Source organism: Pragia fontium DSM 5563 = ATCC 49100, from assembly GCF_900112475.1.
Taxonomy (GTDB): domain Bacteria; phylum Pseudomonadota; class Gammaproteobacteria; order Enterobacterales; family Enterobacteriaceae; genus Pragia; species Pragia fontium.
Map to the genome: position 1 here is coordinate 494,460 of NZ_FOLW01000002.1, position 14,993 is coordinate 509,452.

Sequence of the window (14,993 nt, forward strand, 5' to 3'; positions counted from 1 at the left end):
GTGGTGTAAAGCATGAAATTACAACAACTTCGCTATATTGTTGAAGTGGTAAATCACAATCTGAATGTCTCTTCTACGGCGGAACGCCTGTATACTTCACAGCCAGGCATCAGTAAACAGGTGCGAATGCTGGAAGATGAGTTAGGCATTCAGATATTTACCCGTAGCGGTAAGCATTTGACGGAAGTGACGCCTGCTGGACAGGAAGTGGTGCGTATCGCACGTGAGGTGCTGTCTAAAGTTGAAGCCATTAAGTCTGTTGCCGGTGAGCATACTTATCCGGATCAGGGCTCACTCTATGTTGCAACCACCCATACCCAGGCGCGTTACGCCTTACCAAAAGCTATCAAAGCCTTTATTGAACGTTATCCTAAGGTATCTTTGCATATGCATCAGGGCTCGCCAACGCAGATTGCAGAGGCGGTATCCAAGGGGAATGCGGATTTTGCCATTGCCACCGAAGCCCTCCATTTATACGACGATTTGATTATGTTGCCTTGTTATCACTGGAATCGGGCAATCGTTGTGAAGTCCGATCATCCATTAGCCAGCAAAAAACATATCAGCATTGAGGAATTAGCTGAATATCAGCTAGTTACCTATACCTTCGGCTTTACCGGTCGTTCGGAGTTGGATATGGCCTTTGGACGGGCAGGGCTGACGCCTAAGATTGTGTTTACCGCCACGGATGCTGATGTGATTAAAACCTACGTGCGCTTGGGGTTAGGCGTAGGTGTATTAGCCAGCATGGCCGTCGACCCACAAGAAGACTCAGATCTGGTGGTTTTAGACGCCAGCCATATCTTTTCCCACAGCACCACCAAGATTGGCTTTCGCCGTACTATTTTCTTACGTAGCTATATGTACAGCTTTATTGAGGGTTTCGCGCCACATTTAACGCGCGATATCGTTGATAAGGCCATAGCACTGAGAGATGCCGACGCTATCGAAGCATTGTTCAAGAATATTGAGCTGCCGGTAAAATAAGATAGGGTTGGTACGTAGGATAGAAGACGTATAGCCCGCGTTAATGGCGGGCTAATGCATAACGGTTATTTGGATAGTAAATGGCCCATCTTGGCGGCTTTAGTATCAAGATATTTTTCGTTTTTCGGGTTACGTCCAACCAGCAGCGGTACTCGTTCAACAATATTGATGCCCGCTTCAGTCAAGATCTCTACTTTCTTCGGATTATTGGTTAACAGACGTACTGCGCTCACATCCAAAAGCTTGAACATATCGGCACAGAGAGTAAAGTCCCGTTCATCAGCAGCAAAGCCCAATTGGTGATTAGCTTCAACGGTATCCGCGCCGAGATCTTGTAGTGCGTAAGCACGAATCTTATTCAGCAAGCCAATATTGCGACCTTCCTGACGGTGATAAAGTAAAATACCACGGCCTTCTTCCGCTATGTGTTGTAATGCGGCTTCCAGCTGAAAACCACAGTCACAACGTAAACTAAATAGCGCATCACCAGTCAGACATTCTGAGTGAATACGAGCCAACACTGGCTTATCGTCGCTAATATCGCCAAATATCAAGGCGACATGGTCATGCCCCGTGGCAAGCTCTTCAAACCCCACCATCAGAAAATCGCCCCATGGTGTTGGTAATTTTGCTTCCGCCACTCTTTTTAACTGCATGATACTCTCCAATAACCAATTTTTACGTTGTGTATCTAAAATCAGGTACAAGGACTGCCTGTAATAATCAGGATTATACTGCTTATGACTATGTCAGTCAGTTAAAGCCAATCATTATAATCTAATCGAGGGCGTTTTGTTGCTAAAAAGTTAAGAAAAAATCAGCATTTCAGTCACGGTATTTTTATTCATTTTGCCATTTTTATGGGATTATAGGCGGTCACAAGCAATATTAATCAGAGTTGAGAAGTAATATGTTGTCGAATAGCTTTACCAAGTGGATAGTTTATGGTGCCTTGATTCTACTGACGATGCCGTTAGTGGTGTGGTTTTGTGACTGGTTATGGACGCCAAACGAAGATAATCCTTTGCTTATTGTTCTATTCTGGGCAACGGAAACCGCCAGTTCACCTTGGGGAGCAATAACCAGCGCTATTTTGGCGTTGTGGTTTGTTTGGCGCATGCAGCTACCGGTGAAACGCGGTATTGCTCTGATAGCTATTCTGGCTGTGGCCATCGTTGGTGGCCAAGTGGTGAAATCTATTGTCAAAGAAACCGTTGAAGAACCTCGTCCTTTTGTTTTGTGGCTAGAGGATGAGTATCAGGTTGATGACCAGTTTTTTTATTCATTACCGCGTAAAGAACGGGCTAAAATCGTTGAGCAGCATTTAAAAGGACAGAAGCGGGTACCTGCATGGCTTTCCAAACATTGGGAGCAGGAAACCGGCTATTCATTCCCTTCAGGCCATACGCTATTTACTGCGACTTGGGCGCTGTTAGGGATGGGCATGCTGGTGCCGCGCCGTCGCTATATTAGCGCAGCGGTATTGATGATATGGGCGGTTACCGTGGCGGGAAGCCGATTACTCTTGGGTATGCACTGGCCTGAAGATTTAATCGTTTCTATATTATTAAGTGTAATATGTGCATTTTGGGCCTGCTGGAGTGCAGAGCGCTGGATTTTTTCTTCACCGGAGATTTCGCCGATTTTGTTGAAAAAATGTGAAGAGTAATCAAGAGAATGACCGAGGATAAATTGAATTATGTGGTAGTATTGCTTACTTATATCAGCAATAAACATAATGATATAGAGAAAGACAGATTTTCTATCTGTGAAGATAAATGCTAAGTTAGATAGATGGTTATTGAAGTATTCTTGGTACAATTCATTCGTTTATCTCTATTTTGGATAGCACTGTGAAATATTTACTGATTGGACTCGTCGTCATCGTTATTCTGGTTATTTCCGTAACGCTGGGCGCACATAATGAACAGGTTGTTACCTTTAACTTTTTAATTGCAAAAGGTGACTATGCATTATCAACGCTGCTGGCGGTACTTTTCGGTAGTGGCTTCATTTTTGGTTGGCTGCTGAGTGGGCTGTTTTATATACGTCTGCGCCTGCGTTTAGGCCGTGCAGAACGTCAGATTAAACGCTTACAGCAAACTGAATCTCCATTATCAGAGGTGAACGCTATACCTTCGGTAATGTCGCAGCAATCCACTAAGGAATAATGCTGTATGCTTGAACTGCTGTTTCTGTTACTGCCCGTTGCTGCTGCATACGGTTGGTATATGGGCCGAAGAGGTGTACAGCAGGAGCGTCAACAGGAAGCGAATAAACTTTCCCGTGGTTACGTGGATGGGGTTAACTTCCTGCTGGCTAACCAACAAGATAAAGCCGTCGATCTTTTTGTCGATATGTTGAAAGAAGACGGTGGTGCTTTTGAGGCACATCTAACGTTAGGTAACTTATTCCGTTCTCGCGGTGAAGTTGATCGCGCCATTCGAATTCACCAGTCTTTGGTGGAAAGCGCCTCTCTTTCTTTTGAACAACGCTTGTTAGCAACGCAACAGCTAGGCTGGGATTATATGGCCGCCGGTTTGTACGACCGCGCCGAGCATATGTTTAACCAATTGGTGAATGAAGCCGATTTCCGTATTTCCGCCTTAAAACAGCTGCTGATTATTTATCAGGCGACCAGCGATTGGCAACAGGCCATTGAAGTGGCTGAAAAATTAGTCAAAGCAGGCAAAGACGGTTTCCGTGTAGAAATCGCACATTTTTACTGTGAGTTGGCGCTGCAAGCTATGGGCTCTGATGATTTGGACAAAGCCATGGGCTTGCTGAAAAAGGCCGCAGTAGCAGATAAAAATTGCGCTCGGGTATCCATTATGACCGGCAGAATCTGGATTGCGCTTAGTGATGATGAGAAAGCAATAGAAGCCCTTGAGCGCGTTATTGAGCAGGATAAAGATTTTGTCAGTGAAACCATCCCAATGCTGCATGAGTGCTATCAGCGTTTAGAACGACCAGAACAGTGGATGAACTATTTAAAACGTTGTGTCGCGGAAAACACCGGCTCTGCCGCTGAACTGATGTTAGCCGATATGCTGGAGCGGTTGGAAAGTCGAGACGTCGCCCAAACATATATTAATCGCCAACTACAATATCACCCGTCAATGAGAGGGTTTTACCGCTTAATGGATTATCAATTAGCCGAGGCTGAAGAAGGTCGAGCGAAAGAGAGTCTGATAGTGCTGAGAGAAATGGTAGGGGAACAGATTCGCACCAAGCCACGCTACCGTTGTGAAAAGTGTGGATTGACGGCGAATTCATTATATTGGCATTGTCCATCTTGTAAGGCGTGGTCAACGGTGAAACCGATCCGTGGCTTAGATGGTCAATAACACGATGACTGCTCGACGATAGATGGGTCGAGCGTGAACATGAAAAATAGTATTACAGGAAAACAGTATGTCGACTTCACCTATCATTGTCGCTTTGGACTATGATAATCAGCGCTCAGCCCTTGAACTGGCCGATAAAATAGCACCTAAAGATTGCCGGTTAAAAATAGGTAAAGAGATGTTCTCTCTTTGCGGTCCGGAGCTGGTACGTGAATTACACCAGCGTGGATTTGATGTTTTTCTGGATCTAAAGTTTCACGATATTCCTAATACCGTGGCTAAAAGCGTGGCGGCGGCGGCGGAATTAGGCGTTTGGATGGTCGATGTTCATGCCAGCGGTGGCGCCCGTATGCTGAAAGCGGCAAAAACTGCGTTATTACCTTATGGGAAAGATGCACCTAAGCTGATTGCCGTAACGGTACTCACCAGTATGGATGAGAGCGATTTGCGCGGTATCGGTATTCAGTCCTCTTTAACCGAGCATGCTGAAAGACTAGCGAGACTGGCTAAAGACAATGGTCTGGATGGTGTGGTATGTTCTGCACATGAAGCTAACCATCTGAAATCGCTGTTTGGTGCCGAATTCCAATTGGTGACACCGGGTATCCGTCCTGTTGGCAGTGAACTGGGCGATCAGCGCCGAGTGATGACACCGCCACAAGCATTAGCAGCAGGTGTTGATTATATGGTGATAGGCCGACCTATCACTCAGTCGGTGAATCCTGCTCAGGCTTTGCAGGATATTTTAGCCAGTCTGAGGTAAGCGCCATGGCGGATAACAATAGTCGTTTAGTGTACTCCACGGATGCCGGGCGAATTAAACCGGAAGAGGTTGAAGCGACCCGTCCAAAAGGCGATGGGATTGTCAGAATTCAACGGCAAACCAGTGGACGAAAAGGGAAAGGGGTCTGTATTATTTCGGGCCTTGATCTGGATGACGCTGAATTACAGAAGCTGTCTGCAGAACTGAAGAAAAAATGTGGCTGCGGTGGCGCAACGAAAGACGGTATGATTGAAATTCAAGGCGATAAGCGCGATGAATTGAAAGTGCTGCTAGAATGTAAAGGCTTTAAAGTTAAGCTGGCGGGTGGTTAATCTTAACCGCCGCTATTTTTCCGTTATGATGTGATAAATCCATTGTGAGCTATCATATTTTACTGTTGATATTGATAAAATGAATAAAAAAGCGTTTTATACTGAGCTGCAAAGAGATTTGGCCGCATTGATTGAGGGCGAAAGCGATTTAATTGCTTTATTAGCCAATGCCAGTGCACTGCTGTTTGAACGGCTTGAAAACGTCAACTGGGCTGGGTTTTATTTATTGCGTGACGATGTTTTGGTATTAGGCCCATTTCAGGGAAAAATTGCTTGTACACGCATTCCGGTTGGGAGAGGTGTGTGTGGTACTGCCGTAGCGGAAAAGCGTATCCAGCGTATTGATGATGTTCATCAGTTTGATGGGCATATTGCTTGTGATGGTGCGAGTAATGCCGAGATCGTGTTGCCCATTTATTGTGGTAGCACGATTATCGGGGTATTAGATATAGATAGTGTAGTATTTAACCGTTTTGATAGTGAAGATGAACAAGGGCTAAAAGGTATTGCTGAACTGCTTTCCGGGCAGATTAAGCATTATTGAACCGTTGTTTACGATCATTAGTTTAAACTTGAAGTGCGGATAACGTAGCTTTTACTGAAAGCGTGATTATAATGGCGCGTAATCTACGCCTGCGCTTTTGGGTTAGTTCGTTGTAATCAGGAAATTTCATGGAAAATCAACCTAAGTTGAACAGTAGTAAAGAAGTCATCGCCTATTTGGCGGAAAAGTTCCCGCTGTGTTTTACCCTTGAGGGTGAAGCTCGGCCGCTGAAGATCGGTATTTTTCAGGATGTTGTTACACGACTGCCTGAAGAAACCTTATTCAGTAAAACCCAATTAAGGACTGCTTTACGTTTATATACCTCCAGTTGGCGTTATTTGCATGGGTTGAAATCCAATGCGCAGCGTGTTGATCTGGATGGTGCTGATTGTGGCATGCTGGAAGAGCAGCATGTTGAACATGCCCGCAAACAGCTGGAAGAGGCCAAGGCTCGCGTTCAGGCTCAGCGTGCGGCACAACGTAAAGAAGCGGGTGAGAGTGCGCCAAAACGTCGTCCTCGTCCGGCGGCTAAAAAATCGGCTCAGGGTACCAATCCAACTCAGCCATCCTCTCGTACACAGCCTCAGGCTAAAGCCAATGCTAAATCAGCTCCTGTGCGTGCTGAAGCTCAGGCTAAACCGGTGGAGAAATCTCGTCCGGCTTCTGCCGCAGATATTGCTGCGTTGAAAGCAGGGCAGAATGTTCGTGTTCGTGCTGGTCAAAGCGCAATGGATGCAACGGTTCTCGAAATCGCAAAAGATGGTGTGCGGGTACAGCTGGCTTCAGGTTTAGCAATGCTTGTGCGTGCAGAACATCTACAGTTCTAAGTTGGAGGTCAGCCAGAGCATGAATAACTTAGTCCGGTTAACGGCCATTGCAAGCTTATTTCTCGCAGGATTAAGTTATGCTAAAGAGACGACATACCGTATCGATCAACTTCCCGATTTAAAACAGGAAGCTCAACATGCCACGGTGAGTGAGCGTGTAACTGCACGGTTCACGCGTTCACATTATCGTCAGTTTGAACTTGATGATGCATTTTCAGAGAAAATTTTTAATCGTTATCTGAATATGTTGGATTTTAGCCATAATGTGTTGCTGGCGTCTGATGTTGCGGCATTTGCCGATAAAAAAACGGCATTGGACGATGAGTTAAAGTCTGGGCAATTGGATACCGCTTATGCGTTATATAACTATGCCCAAAAGCGCCGCTTTGAACGTTTGAATTACGCATTAACGTTGTTGGATAAGCCAATGACGTTTGATGGTGATGACTCCATTGAAGTTGACCGCAGTAAATCACCTTGGCCGACCAGTACTGAAGAGTTGGATAAACTCTGGTACGAAAAAGTTAAGTATGATGAGTTAAACCTGAAGTTGGCAGGTAAACAGTGGCCAGAAATCAAAGAGATTTTGACCAAACGTTACCAGTCAGCGATTAAGCGTTTAACCCAAGCCAAGAGTGAAGACGTATTCCAGACCTTTATGAATGCGTTTGCCCGTGAGATTGATCCGCATACTAGCTATTTGTCCCCGCGTAATACTGAACAGTTTAATACTGAAATGAGTTTATCTCTGGAAGGTATTGGTGCGGTATTACAGATGGAAGATGATTATACCCAAATCAACTCCTTAGTTGCCGGTGGTCCGGTGGCGAAAAGTAAGTCGATTGCCATTGGGGATAAGATTATCGGGGTCGGACAGCAAGATAAGCCAATGGTTGATGTGATCGGCTGGCGTCTTGATGATGTGGTGGCCTTAATTAAAGGTCCTAAAGGAAGTAAAGTCCGTCTGGAAATCCTTCCTGCAGGCAAAGGTGCCAAGTCCAAAACGGTAGTTCTGACTCGCGAACGTATTCGCCTGGAAGATCGTGCCGTTAAGATGACGCTAAAAACGATTGGCAAGAAAAAGGTCGGCGTGCTGGATATCCCTGGCTTCTATGTCGGGTTAACTGAAGATGTCAAAACCCAGTTGCAGAAGCTGATCAAGCAGAATGTTGACAGTATTATTATCGATTTAAGAACCAACGGAGGCGGGGCGTTAACTGAAGCCGTTTCTTTATCTGGTCTGTTTATTCCTAGCGGCCCAGTGGTTCAAGTTCGAGATAATAATGGCAAGGTGCGTGAAGATAGCGACACCGATAGTATTGTTTACTATAAAGGCCCGCTGGTTGTCTTGGTCGATCGCTTTAGTGCCTCGGCATCAGAAATTTTTGCCGCCGCTATGCAGGATTATGGTCGGGCATTGATTGTTGGCGAACCTACCTTTGGTAAAGGTACCGTTCAACAGCACCGTGCATTGAACCGTATTTACGATCAGATGCTGCGTCCTGACTGGCCAGATTTGGGTTCTGTTCAATACACTATTCAGAAGTTTTATCGCATTAACGGTGGAAGTACTCAGCGTAAGGGTGTGACACCAGATATCGTTATGCCAACGGGTGTTGATCCAGTTGAAACTGGGGAAAGCTTTGAAGATAACGCTTTACCATGGGATAGTATTGATAAAGCCACGTATACGTTATTGGGTGATGAATCGCGCTATATTCCTACGCTGAAGAAAGAACATGATGAACGGATTGCTAAAGATCCGGAATTCCAGTTTATTATGCAGGATATTGCACGTTATAAAGCCAATAAGGATAAACGTAGCAGAATTTCGTTAAACTATGCCCAGCGCGAGAAAGAGAGCAATGAGGACGATGCCATCCGTCTGAAACGCATCAATGACCGTTTGACTCGCGAAGGTAAGAAGCCGCTGAAGACTTTAGAAGATCTACCGAAAGATTATAAAGAAGCCGATCCTTATCTGGATGAAACCGTATTGATTTCACTGGATTTGGCCACACAAGAAAAGAGTGATGCGGCAGCCGTTCAGAAAAAGTAATGGCTAAATAGATAGCAGAAAATAGGGCGCTTATTGAGCGCCTTATTTTTTTGCTACTGTTTATCATTGGCGCTTTAATAAGAAAGAATTGTGATTTTAATCACCCACCAATGTAAAGTTATGATCTATTTGTTATAGGACTGTTGTTTACCCTTGAATTTTGCAGATTAGCCCATAAGATCGGGATGGTAAGAAACAACATTTTATTTCTCTAAGGAAACTATCTTTTTATGATGCGTATAGCGTTATTTTTATTAACAAACCTCGCAGTTATGCTGGTTTTTGGTATTGTTCTGAGCCTAACGGGTATTCAGGGGCGTAGCGTGCAGGGCCTGATGATCATGGCAGGTCTGTTTGGTTTTGGTGGCGCATTCGTTTCTTTATTAATGTCAAAATGGATGGCATTACGTTCCGTTGGTGGTCAGGTGATTGAACAACCGGCCAATGACGTTGAGCGTTGGTTAGTTGAAACCGTTAGACGTCAGGCACAGCAGGCGGGTATTGCCATGCCACAGGTAGCAATCTATCACGCGCCTGATATTAACGCATTTGCCACTGGAGCAAGGCGCGATGCCTCACTGGTTGCGGTAAGTTCCGGGTTATTGCAGAACATGAGCCGTGATGAGGCGGAAGCGGTACTGGCCCATGAGATTAGCCACGTCGCAAATGGTGATATGGTGACGATGACGCTGGTACAGGGCGTAGTGAATACTTTCGTTATCTTTGCTTCTCGACTGATTGCGCAGGTAGCCGCCGGTTTTCTTAACCGTGACAATGAAAGTTCATCGGGTAATACCATGGTTTATTTTGTTGTCTCGATGGTATTGGAATTGGTGTTCGGTATTTTGGCCAGCATCATTACCATGTGGTTCTCTCGTCATCGCGAATTTAAAGCGGATGCTGGTTCAGCCAATTTAGTGGGTCGTGAGAAGATGATTGCAGCATTGCAACGTCTAAAAACCAGTTACGAACCGCAGGAAGAGTCAACCATGATGGCATTTTGTATTAACGGTAAGCCAAAGACATTTAGTGAGCTGTTTATGTCTCACCCTCCGTTAGATAAGCGCATTGAAGCATTACGCGCGGGTACTTATCTCAAGTAATAATCAAACCGCGTTAATTGATAATCGGGAGGCCTTAGGGCTTCCCGATTTTTTATGCCATTCAATTAGCAGATATATATTTATTCAAAAAGATAGGCATCATCATTACGGAATTCTAACTTAGGGTTACGCAGGGTATGATCTAACTCTAGTCGGTGTGCGCCTTTACTCTGGTAATCTGCAAAAATAATTACTTTACTGGCAGGGCGACCATAAAGTGGTATGTCTTTTATGGTGGTATGTGAATCTGCAACAATGTTAACCGGCCAGATAAATAGTTTTCCAGGATTTTGTTTTAGCCAGCGTTGTTTATCCGCGAACCATTGTGCAGACGTCAGGTTCTCTAACTGTTTTGTTAAATGATCACCGTTAACGGCAACAAAATCTACGTTAAGTGGGCGGCCTTCGTTGACCTTATCGGTCACGCTTAATTCAATGGAACGAAGTTGAACACGGGATGCGCTAAAGATTGGTAGATTAACGGAAGAGCAGGCCATCAGAGTCATACTTGCGGTGATGACCAGCAGGTTACGTAGCACATTACGATAGAGATAGAGTGATGTCATAGCTTCACCACTTGATAATGAGTGTAGCAAACGGGTTTATCGAGATTAGAGCCTTTATTGAAGAACAATAGATTCCGAATAAGACCAGTGTATCTCTTTAACTATAGGTAACCAATAGCGTTGAATCAATCAACTCATGTTTCCTTGACTACATTGATGATGGATTGGATTGTAATTTATTGATCTAAATGATTTTAAGTGAAGGAATACTGGAAGTAATACCCCACCATCAATGAATAGTGGGGTAAAGTAAAGCAGATTACTTGTTTAAATAAGGGCCGTCAGCGACAGAGTTACGCTCCACTAATTCAGGGTGTAGCTCAATTGAATGATAGGTTTCACGCTTATTGATGATTCTGTCTAACAACATATCTAGCGCCATTTCAGCCAGACTCTCTTTAGGTTGCTGAATAGTGGTTAACGGCGGATTGTAGTAACGGGTATTGCGAATATTATCATACCCGATCACCGATATATCGTCCGGCACTCTTAAACCCATTTCACCTGCTGCACAAAGTGCTCCCATGGCAATAACATCCCCACCACAAAATAGGGCAGTAGGACGTTGTTTGGTATTGAGGATTTTCATCATACCGTCATAGCCTTCTTGCGGCTGGAAGTCGGCTTCAATAATCCACTCATCAGGAATAGTGATCCCTGCCTCTTTGAGTGCATGCAGAAAACCTTTGTGGCGTTCACGCCCGGTGAATTCATTTAACTGACCGGTGATAGTAGCAATTTCCCGGTGACCGCGGTCAATCAGATAACGGGTTGCCAGATATCCCCCCTGGAAACCATTATCTTCAATGTTATCGGTAAAATCGCTGTGTTTGCCCCAGTCCATAACCATCATCGGAATATGCGGATATTCCTGTAGCAGACTCAATAGTGGGGGATGATACTCTGAACACATCACCAATAGTCCGTCGACGCGTTTTTGTGCCAGCATCGCCAGATAAGCCTGTTGTTTTTCTAAATCATTCTGGGTATTGCAAAGGATCAGCGTATAGCCTTTTTGATAGCATGCCGCTTCGACCGCCTGAATGACTTCAGCGTAATAGGGGGAACCGCTAGATGTGGCGAGTAGACCAATGGTTTTGGTGTTATTGACTTTTAGGCTACGGGCAACGGCGCTGGGTGAATAGCTTAATTCTTTTATCGCGGCCCAAACGGCGGCTTTGGTATCGTCAGCGACGAAACGTGTTTTATTAATAACGTGGGAGACGGTTGTCGTTGAGACGCCGGCATGTTTTGCCACATCTTTTATTGTTGCCATAAGACAGAGTTCTCCTAAACTTACACAGTATCCGTTACAGTGTAAGCAGATAAGTTAACGTTTGCTTTTTCTTTTGATAAACAAATTACACATTAAAAGCAAAACGGTATAGAATTTGTTATATATCACTGATTTTAACTTAAGTTGGTTGGTTCAGTGATAATAAGCGGTGAATTTTGGCGCATTTAATACAAATGTCAAAGAGATATCATGGAGATTCTGGCTGATATGGGTATTTTTTGTATGCAGACCAAAAACATCTGAGTGCTAGACAGTTTTTTGAGGAAGGAAAATAAGAGATGTCAGCTGAATTAAAATGGTCCCTGAGCACTGTTGTATTTGCATTAGCTGTTATTGTTACTTATAGCTTAATTGCTGTAACACACTAAAAATAATTAACTTTATGGCCTGATATCACGTCCAGAATGTTAGCTTGTGGGCTAATATCTATCGGCGCGTGTCCGGCCATTATGATTTTTTATTAAATTATGTTCCCTTCAGCGTGGAACATAATTTTTTTGTTATCAAATTGATGAAAAATCGGTGTTTCAACATGGAGGCAGAATGACTCACCATCAGGCCAGTGCGGTTGCGTTACTGAAACGTATTGCAGGGATTGTAATTTTTATACCAGCACTGATATCGACGGTTATTTCAGTATTAAAATATCTGATTGAACCGAAGACCAATATGCAGGAAATGACCGCAACCATTATGGATTTCCTGCAGGTTATTATTAAGATGGTTCGCCAGTACACCTCATTTTTTGAGTCATTCTGGGTGAGCTCACCGGTACCGGATATTAGTAATTGGTCATCAAGTAACAGTCTTTGGTTTATGGTGATCTTTCTGTTGATGTTTGTCGGCTTGGCTTTGAGTGCGTCCGGCATCCGTTTGTTTAAACGGATACATAACGTGCGTGAAGGCGTGACAGAAAGAGCCATTTTAGAGGCGATGAACGGCGATCAGGCTCGTTCCCGTGAAGAACTGCAAAAACTGATTTCGATACCGAATACCTCAATTTTTGCTCAGTTTGGTCTGTTATATGTTGCTCCGGTTTTTTGGGGTATTTTTATCTATATCATCCTGTACTTCATCAATCTGCTTTAATAATCCACCAATAGCTTCTACGCTTAATAGACATAGTCGGCATGCGCGCCGGCTATGTTGATAAATTCGTTAATATCAGCGCCAGCAAGATGCATATCGAAATTAAACGTCATGTTTAACCTAAAGCTGTGCATTGGATCGAAGTTTCTCTGGAATCAAACGGTTAACCTGAGAATATCTTGATCATAACCTTGGGGTGATGTCATGTGGCAATCCGTCAGTCGTTTATTGAGTGAACATTTGGGTGAAACTTATACAATTACTGAAAAGGAGGAGTTGTCTGGAGGAGATATTCATCGGGCACGTCGAGTCACTAACGGAAAAACCGACGTTTTTGTTAAGTACGATACCCGGGATCTTTTGCCCATCTTCACCGCTGAGTCCGATCAACTTAGTGCCTTAGCCAAGAGCGGAACCGTCCGCGTTCCGCAAGTTTATGGGGTAGGGTATGACCGGGATTACAGTTTTCTACTGCTTGAGTATCTTCCTTTAAAACCATTGGATGCCCATCATGCCTACTGTCTGGGGCAGCAATTGGCCAGATTACATCAGTGGAGCGATCAGCCGCAGTTTGGATTGGATTTTGACAGTGATTTAGCGACCACTCCCCAGCCGAATCGCTGGCAGCGCTACTGGAATGTGTTTTTTGCCGAACAACGTATCGGTTGGCAGCTTCAGTTAGCTAATGAAAAAGGGCTGCATTATGGTGATATTGAGCAGATTATTGCGATAGTTAGCCATCGTTTGAAAAGCCATCATCCACAACCATCATTACTTCACGGGGATCTGTGGCCAGCAAACTGTGGGGTTAGTGCCGCAGGGGCATTCATTTTTGACCCGGCTTGTTACTGGGGCGATCGTGAATGTGATTTGGCCATGTTACCGCTTTATCCTGATTTGCCAGCACAAATTTATGATGGCTATCAGAGTATTTGGCCGTTGCCCGCCAGCTTTATAGATCGACAGCCGTTATATCAACTCTACTATTTATTAAATCGGGCTAACCTGTTTGGTGGAGAATATATCGAAACGGCTCGGCAGGCGGTGGAGTGTTTGTTTGGTGATGAACTAAAATAGTTAATTATTGTGTCTGCCGGAGTGATATTCTGGCAGACATGGTTATTCAGCAGCACAGCTTTAGGGAGAGAGTGTGCAGGCGCCTCAATTATTTCGGGATTTTTTACATCCTCGGCCTCAGCCAGCGGGTATCGATGTTATATGTAGCCTGCAACATTTTTCAATTATTACCTATGCCATTACGCCCAATCGTTTTGAAGGGCTGATACCCGAGCGTTTTAAGTTAGATACGGTGGTGATTGACGGGCAAGAGAAAGGATTATTGTCCGTCGTTCCTTTTGTCGATATTGATTTTACTTCCGCCGTTTATCCATTCCCTAAATTTACTATGGGACAAACCAACTATCGTATTTATGTTGTTGATACGCTAACGGAAGAAAAATGCGTTTGGTTTTTAGGGACGACGCTGGATTCCTGGGCACTGTTTGTTCCTCGACTATTATGGAACTTGCCGTGGTATAGCGGAGATGTCAGTTTTGATTGTGAATATAGCCATCAACAAGCTCGCTATCTGAAATATCGCATGGAAACACGTGCCGAGTGGGCACCGGCTCGTTTGGAACTCACTCAGGATGTGGATGATGTGATTTCACTTCCTGGCTTTCCTGACTTGGAGAGCGGCATGGTTTACCTAACTCATCCATTAACGGGATTTTACTATCGCCGGGATGGTAAGTTAGGGAGTTATCGCGTTTGGCATCAACGGCTAAATGTGAAACCCGGCAGGTTAGGTTATGCGTGTTTTGGTTTGTTGACTCGACTTGGACTGGTGACTGAGGCTGAACAGCAAACGCCTTATAGCGTATTGATGGAACCTCTCAATGAATTTACCGTCTATCTTCCTCCGCGAACGATAGATTAATGCTACTCGGTATGAAATGTGTCGCTATCCCTTTTTCTGTCAAGGTTTTTTTCAATTTGTACTATTAACTCACTAATCTCAGTGCTAAAATCTGTCGTTCGTTTGGATAAAGCATAGGCCATCGAATCAATGTGTCTGCA

At 44.4% G+C, this 14,993-nt stretch carries 17 protein-coding genes; 14 read left to right on the forward strand and 3 right to left on the reverse strand.

Annotated features, from left to right (window positions below):
• Positions 1 to 12 precede the first annotated feature (12 nt).
• Entirely contained in the window at positions 13 to 987 is a 975-nt protein-coding gene (cysB, locus tag BMZ28_RS05385; RefSeq protein ID WP_047780813.1) for an HTH-type transcriptional regulator CysB, read from the forward strand.
• A 65-nt stretch (positions 988 to 1,052) separates the two neighbouring features.
• Here the strand turns inward: cysB and ribA are convergent, their stop codons facing one another.
• Positions 1,053 to 1,643, reverse strand: a complete 591-nt coding sequence (gene ribA, locus BMZ28_RS05390; protein ID WP_047780814.1) for a GTP cyclohydrolase II — start codon at positions 1,641 to 1,643, stop codon at positions 1,053 to 1,055.
• A gap of 254 nt (positions 1,644 to 1,897) precedes the next feature.
• On the opposite strand from ribA, the gene pgpB reads away from it, so the two are divergent.
• The 9 genes from pgpB (at position 1,898) to htpX (ending at position 9,962) form a co-directional block, all read left to right on the forward strand.
• Complete coding sequence (gene pgpB, locus BMZ28_RS05395; protein WP_047780815.1) at positions 1,898 to 2,656, forward strand: phosphatidylglycerophosphatase B; 759 nt, start codon at positions 1,898 to 1,900, stop codon at positions 2,654 to 2,656.
• A 184-nt stretch (positions 2,657 to 2,840) separates the two neighbouring features.
• Positions 2,841 to 3,158, forward strand: coding sequence for a LapA family protein (locus tag BMZ28_RS05400; RefSeq protein WP_074821309.1), 318 nt, complete (start codon positions 2,841 to 2,843; stop codon positions 3,156 to 3,158).
• A 6-nt stretch (positions 3,159 to 3,164) separates the two neighbouring features.
• Complete coding sequence (lapB, locus tag BMZ28_RS05405; protein ID WP_047780817.1) at positions 3,165 to 4,334, forward strand: lipopolysaccharide assembly protein LapB; 1,170 nt, start codon at positions 3,165 to 3,167, stop codon at positions 4,332 to 4,334.
• A gap of 67 nt (positions 4,335 to 4,401) precedes the next feature.
• A complete protein-coding gene (gene pyrF / locus BMZ28_RS05410; protein WP_074821312.1) occupies positions 4,402 to 5,097 on the forward strand; it encodes an orotidine-5'-phosphate decarboxylase in 696 nt (231 codons plus the stop codon).
• Between the two features lie 5 nt (positions 5,098 to 5,102).
• Entirely contained in the window at positions 5,103 to 5,429 is a 327-nt protein-coding gene (gene yciH / locus BMZ28_RS05415; RefSeq protein WP_074821315.1) for a stress response translation initiation inhibitor YciH, read from the forward strand.
• Between the two features lie 79 nt (positions 5,430 to 5,508).
• Positions 5,509 to 5,973: a GAF domain-containing protein gene (locus BMZ28_RS05420; protein ID WP_074821318.1), complete on the forward strand. Its 465-nt coding sequence runs from the start codon at positions 5,509 to 5,511 to the stop codon at positions 5,971 to 5,973.
• A gap of 128 nt (positions 5,974 to 6,101) precedes the next feature.
• The gene (proQ, locus tag BMZ28_RS05425; protein WP_047780821.1) at positions 6,102 to 6,800 is read left to right on the forward strand and encodes an RNA chaperone ProQ; all 699 of its coding nucleotides are present in this window, start codon (positions 6,102 to 6,104) and stop codon (positions 6,798 to 6,800) included.
• A 19-nt stretch (positions 6,801 to 6,819) separates the two neighbouring features.
• On the forward strand, positions 6,820 to 8,859 hold the full coding sequence (prc, locus tag BMZ28_RS05430; RefSeq protein WP_074821321.1) for a carboxy terminal-processing peptidase: 2,040 nt from the start codon (positions 6,820 to 6,822) through the stop codon (positions 8,857 to 8,859).
• Positions 8,860 to 9,089: 230 nt separating this feature from the next.
• Positions 9,090 to 9,962 (forward strand): protease HtpX, encoded by an 873-nt coding sequence (gene htpX / locus BMZ28_RS05435; RefSeq protein WP_047780823.1) that lies wholly within the window; start codon positions 9,090 to 9,092, stop codon positions 9,960 to 9,962.
• A gap of 80 nt (positions 9,963 to 10,042) precedes the next feature.
• Here the strand turns inward: htpX and BMZ28_RS05440 are convergent, their stop codons facing one another.
• Together BMZ28_RS05440 and purR are read right to left on the reverse strand one after the other, a co-directional pair.
• On the reverse strand, positions 10,043 to 10,528 hold the full coding sequence (locus BMZ28_RS05440; RefSeq protein WP_074821323.1) for a hypothetical protein: 486 nt from the start codon (positions 10,526 to 10,528) through the stop codon (positions 10,043 to 10,045).
• 259 nt (positions 10,529 to 10,787) lie between these two features.
• A complete protein-coding gene (purR, locus tag BMZ28_RS05445) occupies positions 10,788 to 11,804 on the reverse strand; it encodes an HTH-type transcriptional repressor PurR (RefSeq protein ID WP_074821325.1) in 1,017 nt (338 codons plus the stop codon).
• 299 nt (positions 11,805 to 12,103) lie between these two features.
• Here purR and cydH point away from each other — a divergent pair, with 299 nt between their 5' ends.
• The 4 genes from cydH to BMZ28_RS05460 all read left to right on the forward strand — a co-directional run bounded on the left by cydH (position 12,104) and on the right by BMZ28_RS05460 (position 14,853).
• A complete protein-coding gene (gene cydH / locus BMZ28_RS17675) occupies positions 12,104 to 12,193 on the forward strand; it encodes a cytochrome bd-I oxidase subunit CydH (RefSeq protein WP_114986525.1) in 90 nt (29 codons plus the stop codon).
• 175 nt (positions 12,194 to 12,368) lie between these two features.
• Positions 12,369 to 12,914 (forward strand): YniB family protein, encoded by a 546-nt coding sequence (locus BMZ28_RS05450; protein WP_047780826.1) that lies wholly within the window; start codon positions 12,369 to 12,371, stop codon positions 12,912 to 12,914.
• A 204-nt stretch (positions 12,915 to 13,118) separates the two neighbouring features.
• Positions 13,119 to 13,991 (forward strand): fructosamine kinase family protein, encoded by an 873-nt coding sequence (locus tag BMZ28_RS05455; RefSeq protein WP_047780827.1) that lies wholly within the window; start codon positions 13,119 to 13,121, stop codon positions 13,989 to 13,991.
• Between the two features lie 73 nt (positions 13,992 to 14,064).
• Positions 14,065 to 14,853: a DUF2071 domain-containing protein gene (locus BMZ28_RS05460; RefSeq protein ID WP_074821329.1), complete on the forward strand. Its 789-nt coding sequence runs from the start codon at positions 14,065 to 14,067 to the stop codon at positions 14,851 to 14,853.
• The last annotated feature ends 140 nt before the right edge of the window (positions 14,854 to 14,993 follow it).

Bases quoted from the DNA above. Each gene is read 5' to 3' on its own strand.
- BMZ28_RS05455 (WP_047780827.1), top strand. From the start codon at position 13,119: ATGTGGCAATCCGTCAGTCGTTTATTGAGTGAACATTTGGGTGAAACT.
- pyrF (WP_074821312.1), top strand. From the start codon at position 4,402: ATGTCGACTTCACCTATCATTGTCGCTTTGGACTATGATAATCAGCGC.
- BMZ28_RS05440 (WP_074821323.1), bottom strand. From the start codon at position 10,528: ATGACATCACTCTATCTCTATCGTAATGTGCTACGTAACCTGCTGGTC.
- BMZ28_RS05420 (WP_074821318.1), top strand. From the start codon at position 5,509: ATGAATAAAAAAGCGTTTTATACTGAGCTGCAAAGAGATTTGGCCGCA.
- lapB (WP_047780817.1), top strand. From the start codon at position 3,165: ATGCTTGAACTGCTGTTTCTGTTACTGCCCGTTGCTGCTGCATACGGT.
- prc (WP_074821321.1), top strand. From the start codon at position 6,820: ATGAATAACTTAGTCCGGTTAACGGCCATTGCAAGCTTATTTCTCGCA.
- cydH (WP_114986525.1), top strand. From the start codon at position 12,104: ATGTCAGCTGAATTAAAATGGTCCCTGAGCACTGTTGTATTTGCATTA.
- purR (WP_074821325.1), bottom strand. From the start codon at position 11,804: ATGGCAACAATAAAAGATGTGGCAAAACATGCCGGCGTCTCAACGACA.
- BMZ28_RS05450 (WP_047780826.1), top strand. From the start codon at position 12,369: ATGACTCACCATCAGGCCAGTGCGGTTGCGTTACTGAAACGTATTGCA.
- proQ (WP_047780821.1), top strand. From the start codon at position 6,102: ATGGAAAATCAACCTAAGTTGAACAGTAGTAAAGAAGTCATCGCCTAT.
- yciH (WP_074821315.1), top strand. From the start codon at position 5,103: ATGGCGGATAACAATAGTCGTTTAGTGTACTCCACGGATGCCGGGCGA.
- cysB (WP_047780813.1), top strand. From the start codon at position 13: ATGAAATTACAACAACTTCGCTATATTGTTGAAGTGGTAAATCACAAT.
- ribA (WP_047780814.1), bottom strand. From the start codon at position 1,643: ATGCAGTTAAAAAGAGTGGCGGAAGCAAAATTACCAACACCATGGGGC.
- htpX (WP_047780823.1), top strand. From the start codon at position 9,090: ATGATGCGTATAGCGTTATTTTTATTAACAAACCTCGCAGTTATGCTG.
- pgpB (WP_047780815.1), top strand. From the start codon at position 1,898: ATGTTGTCGAATAGCTTTACCAAGTGGATAGTTTATGGTGCCTTGATT.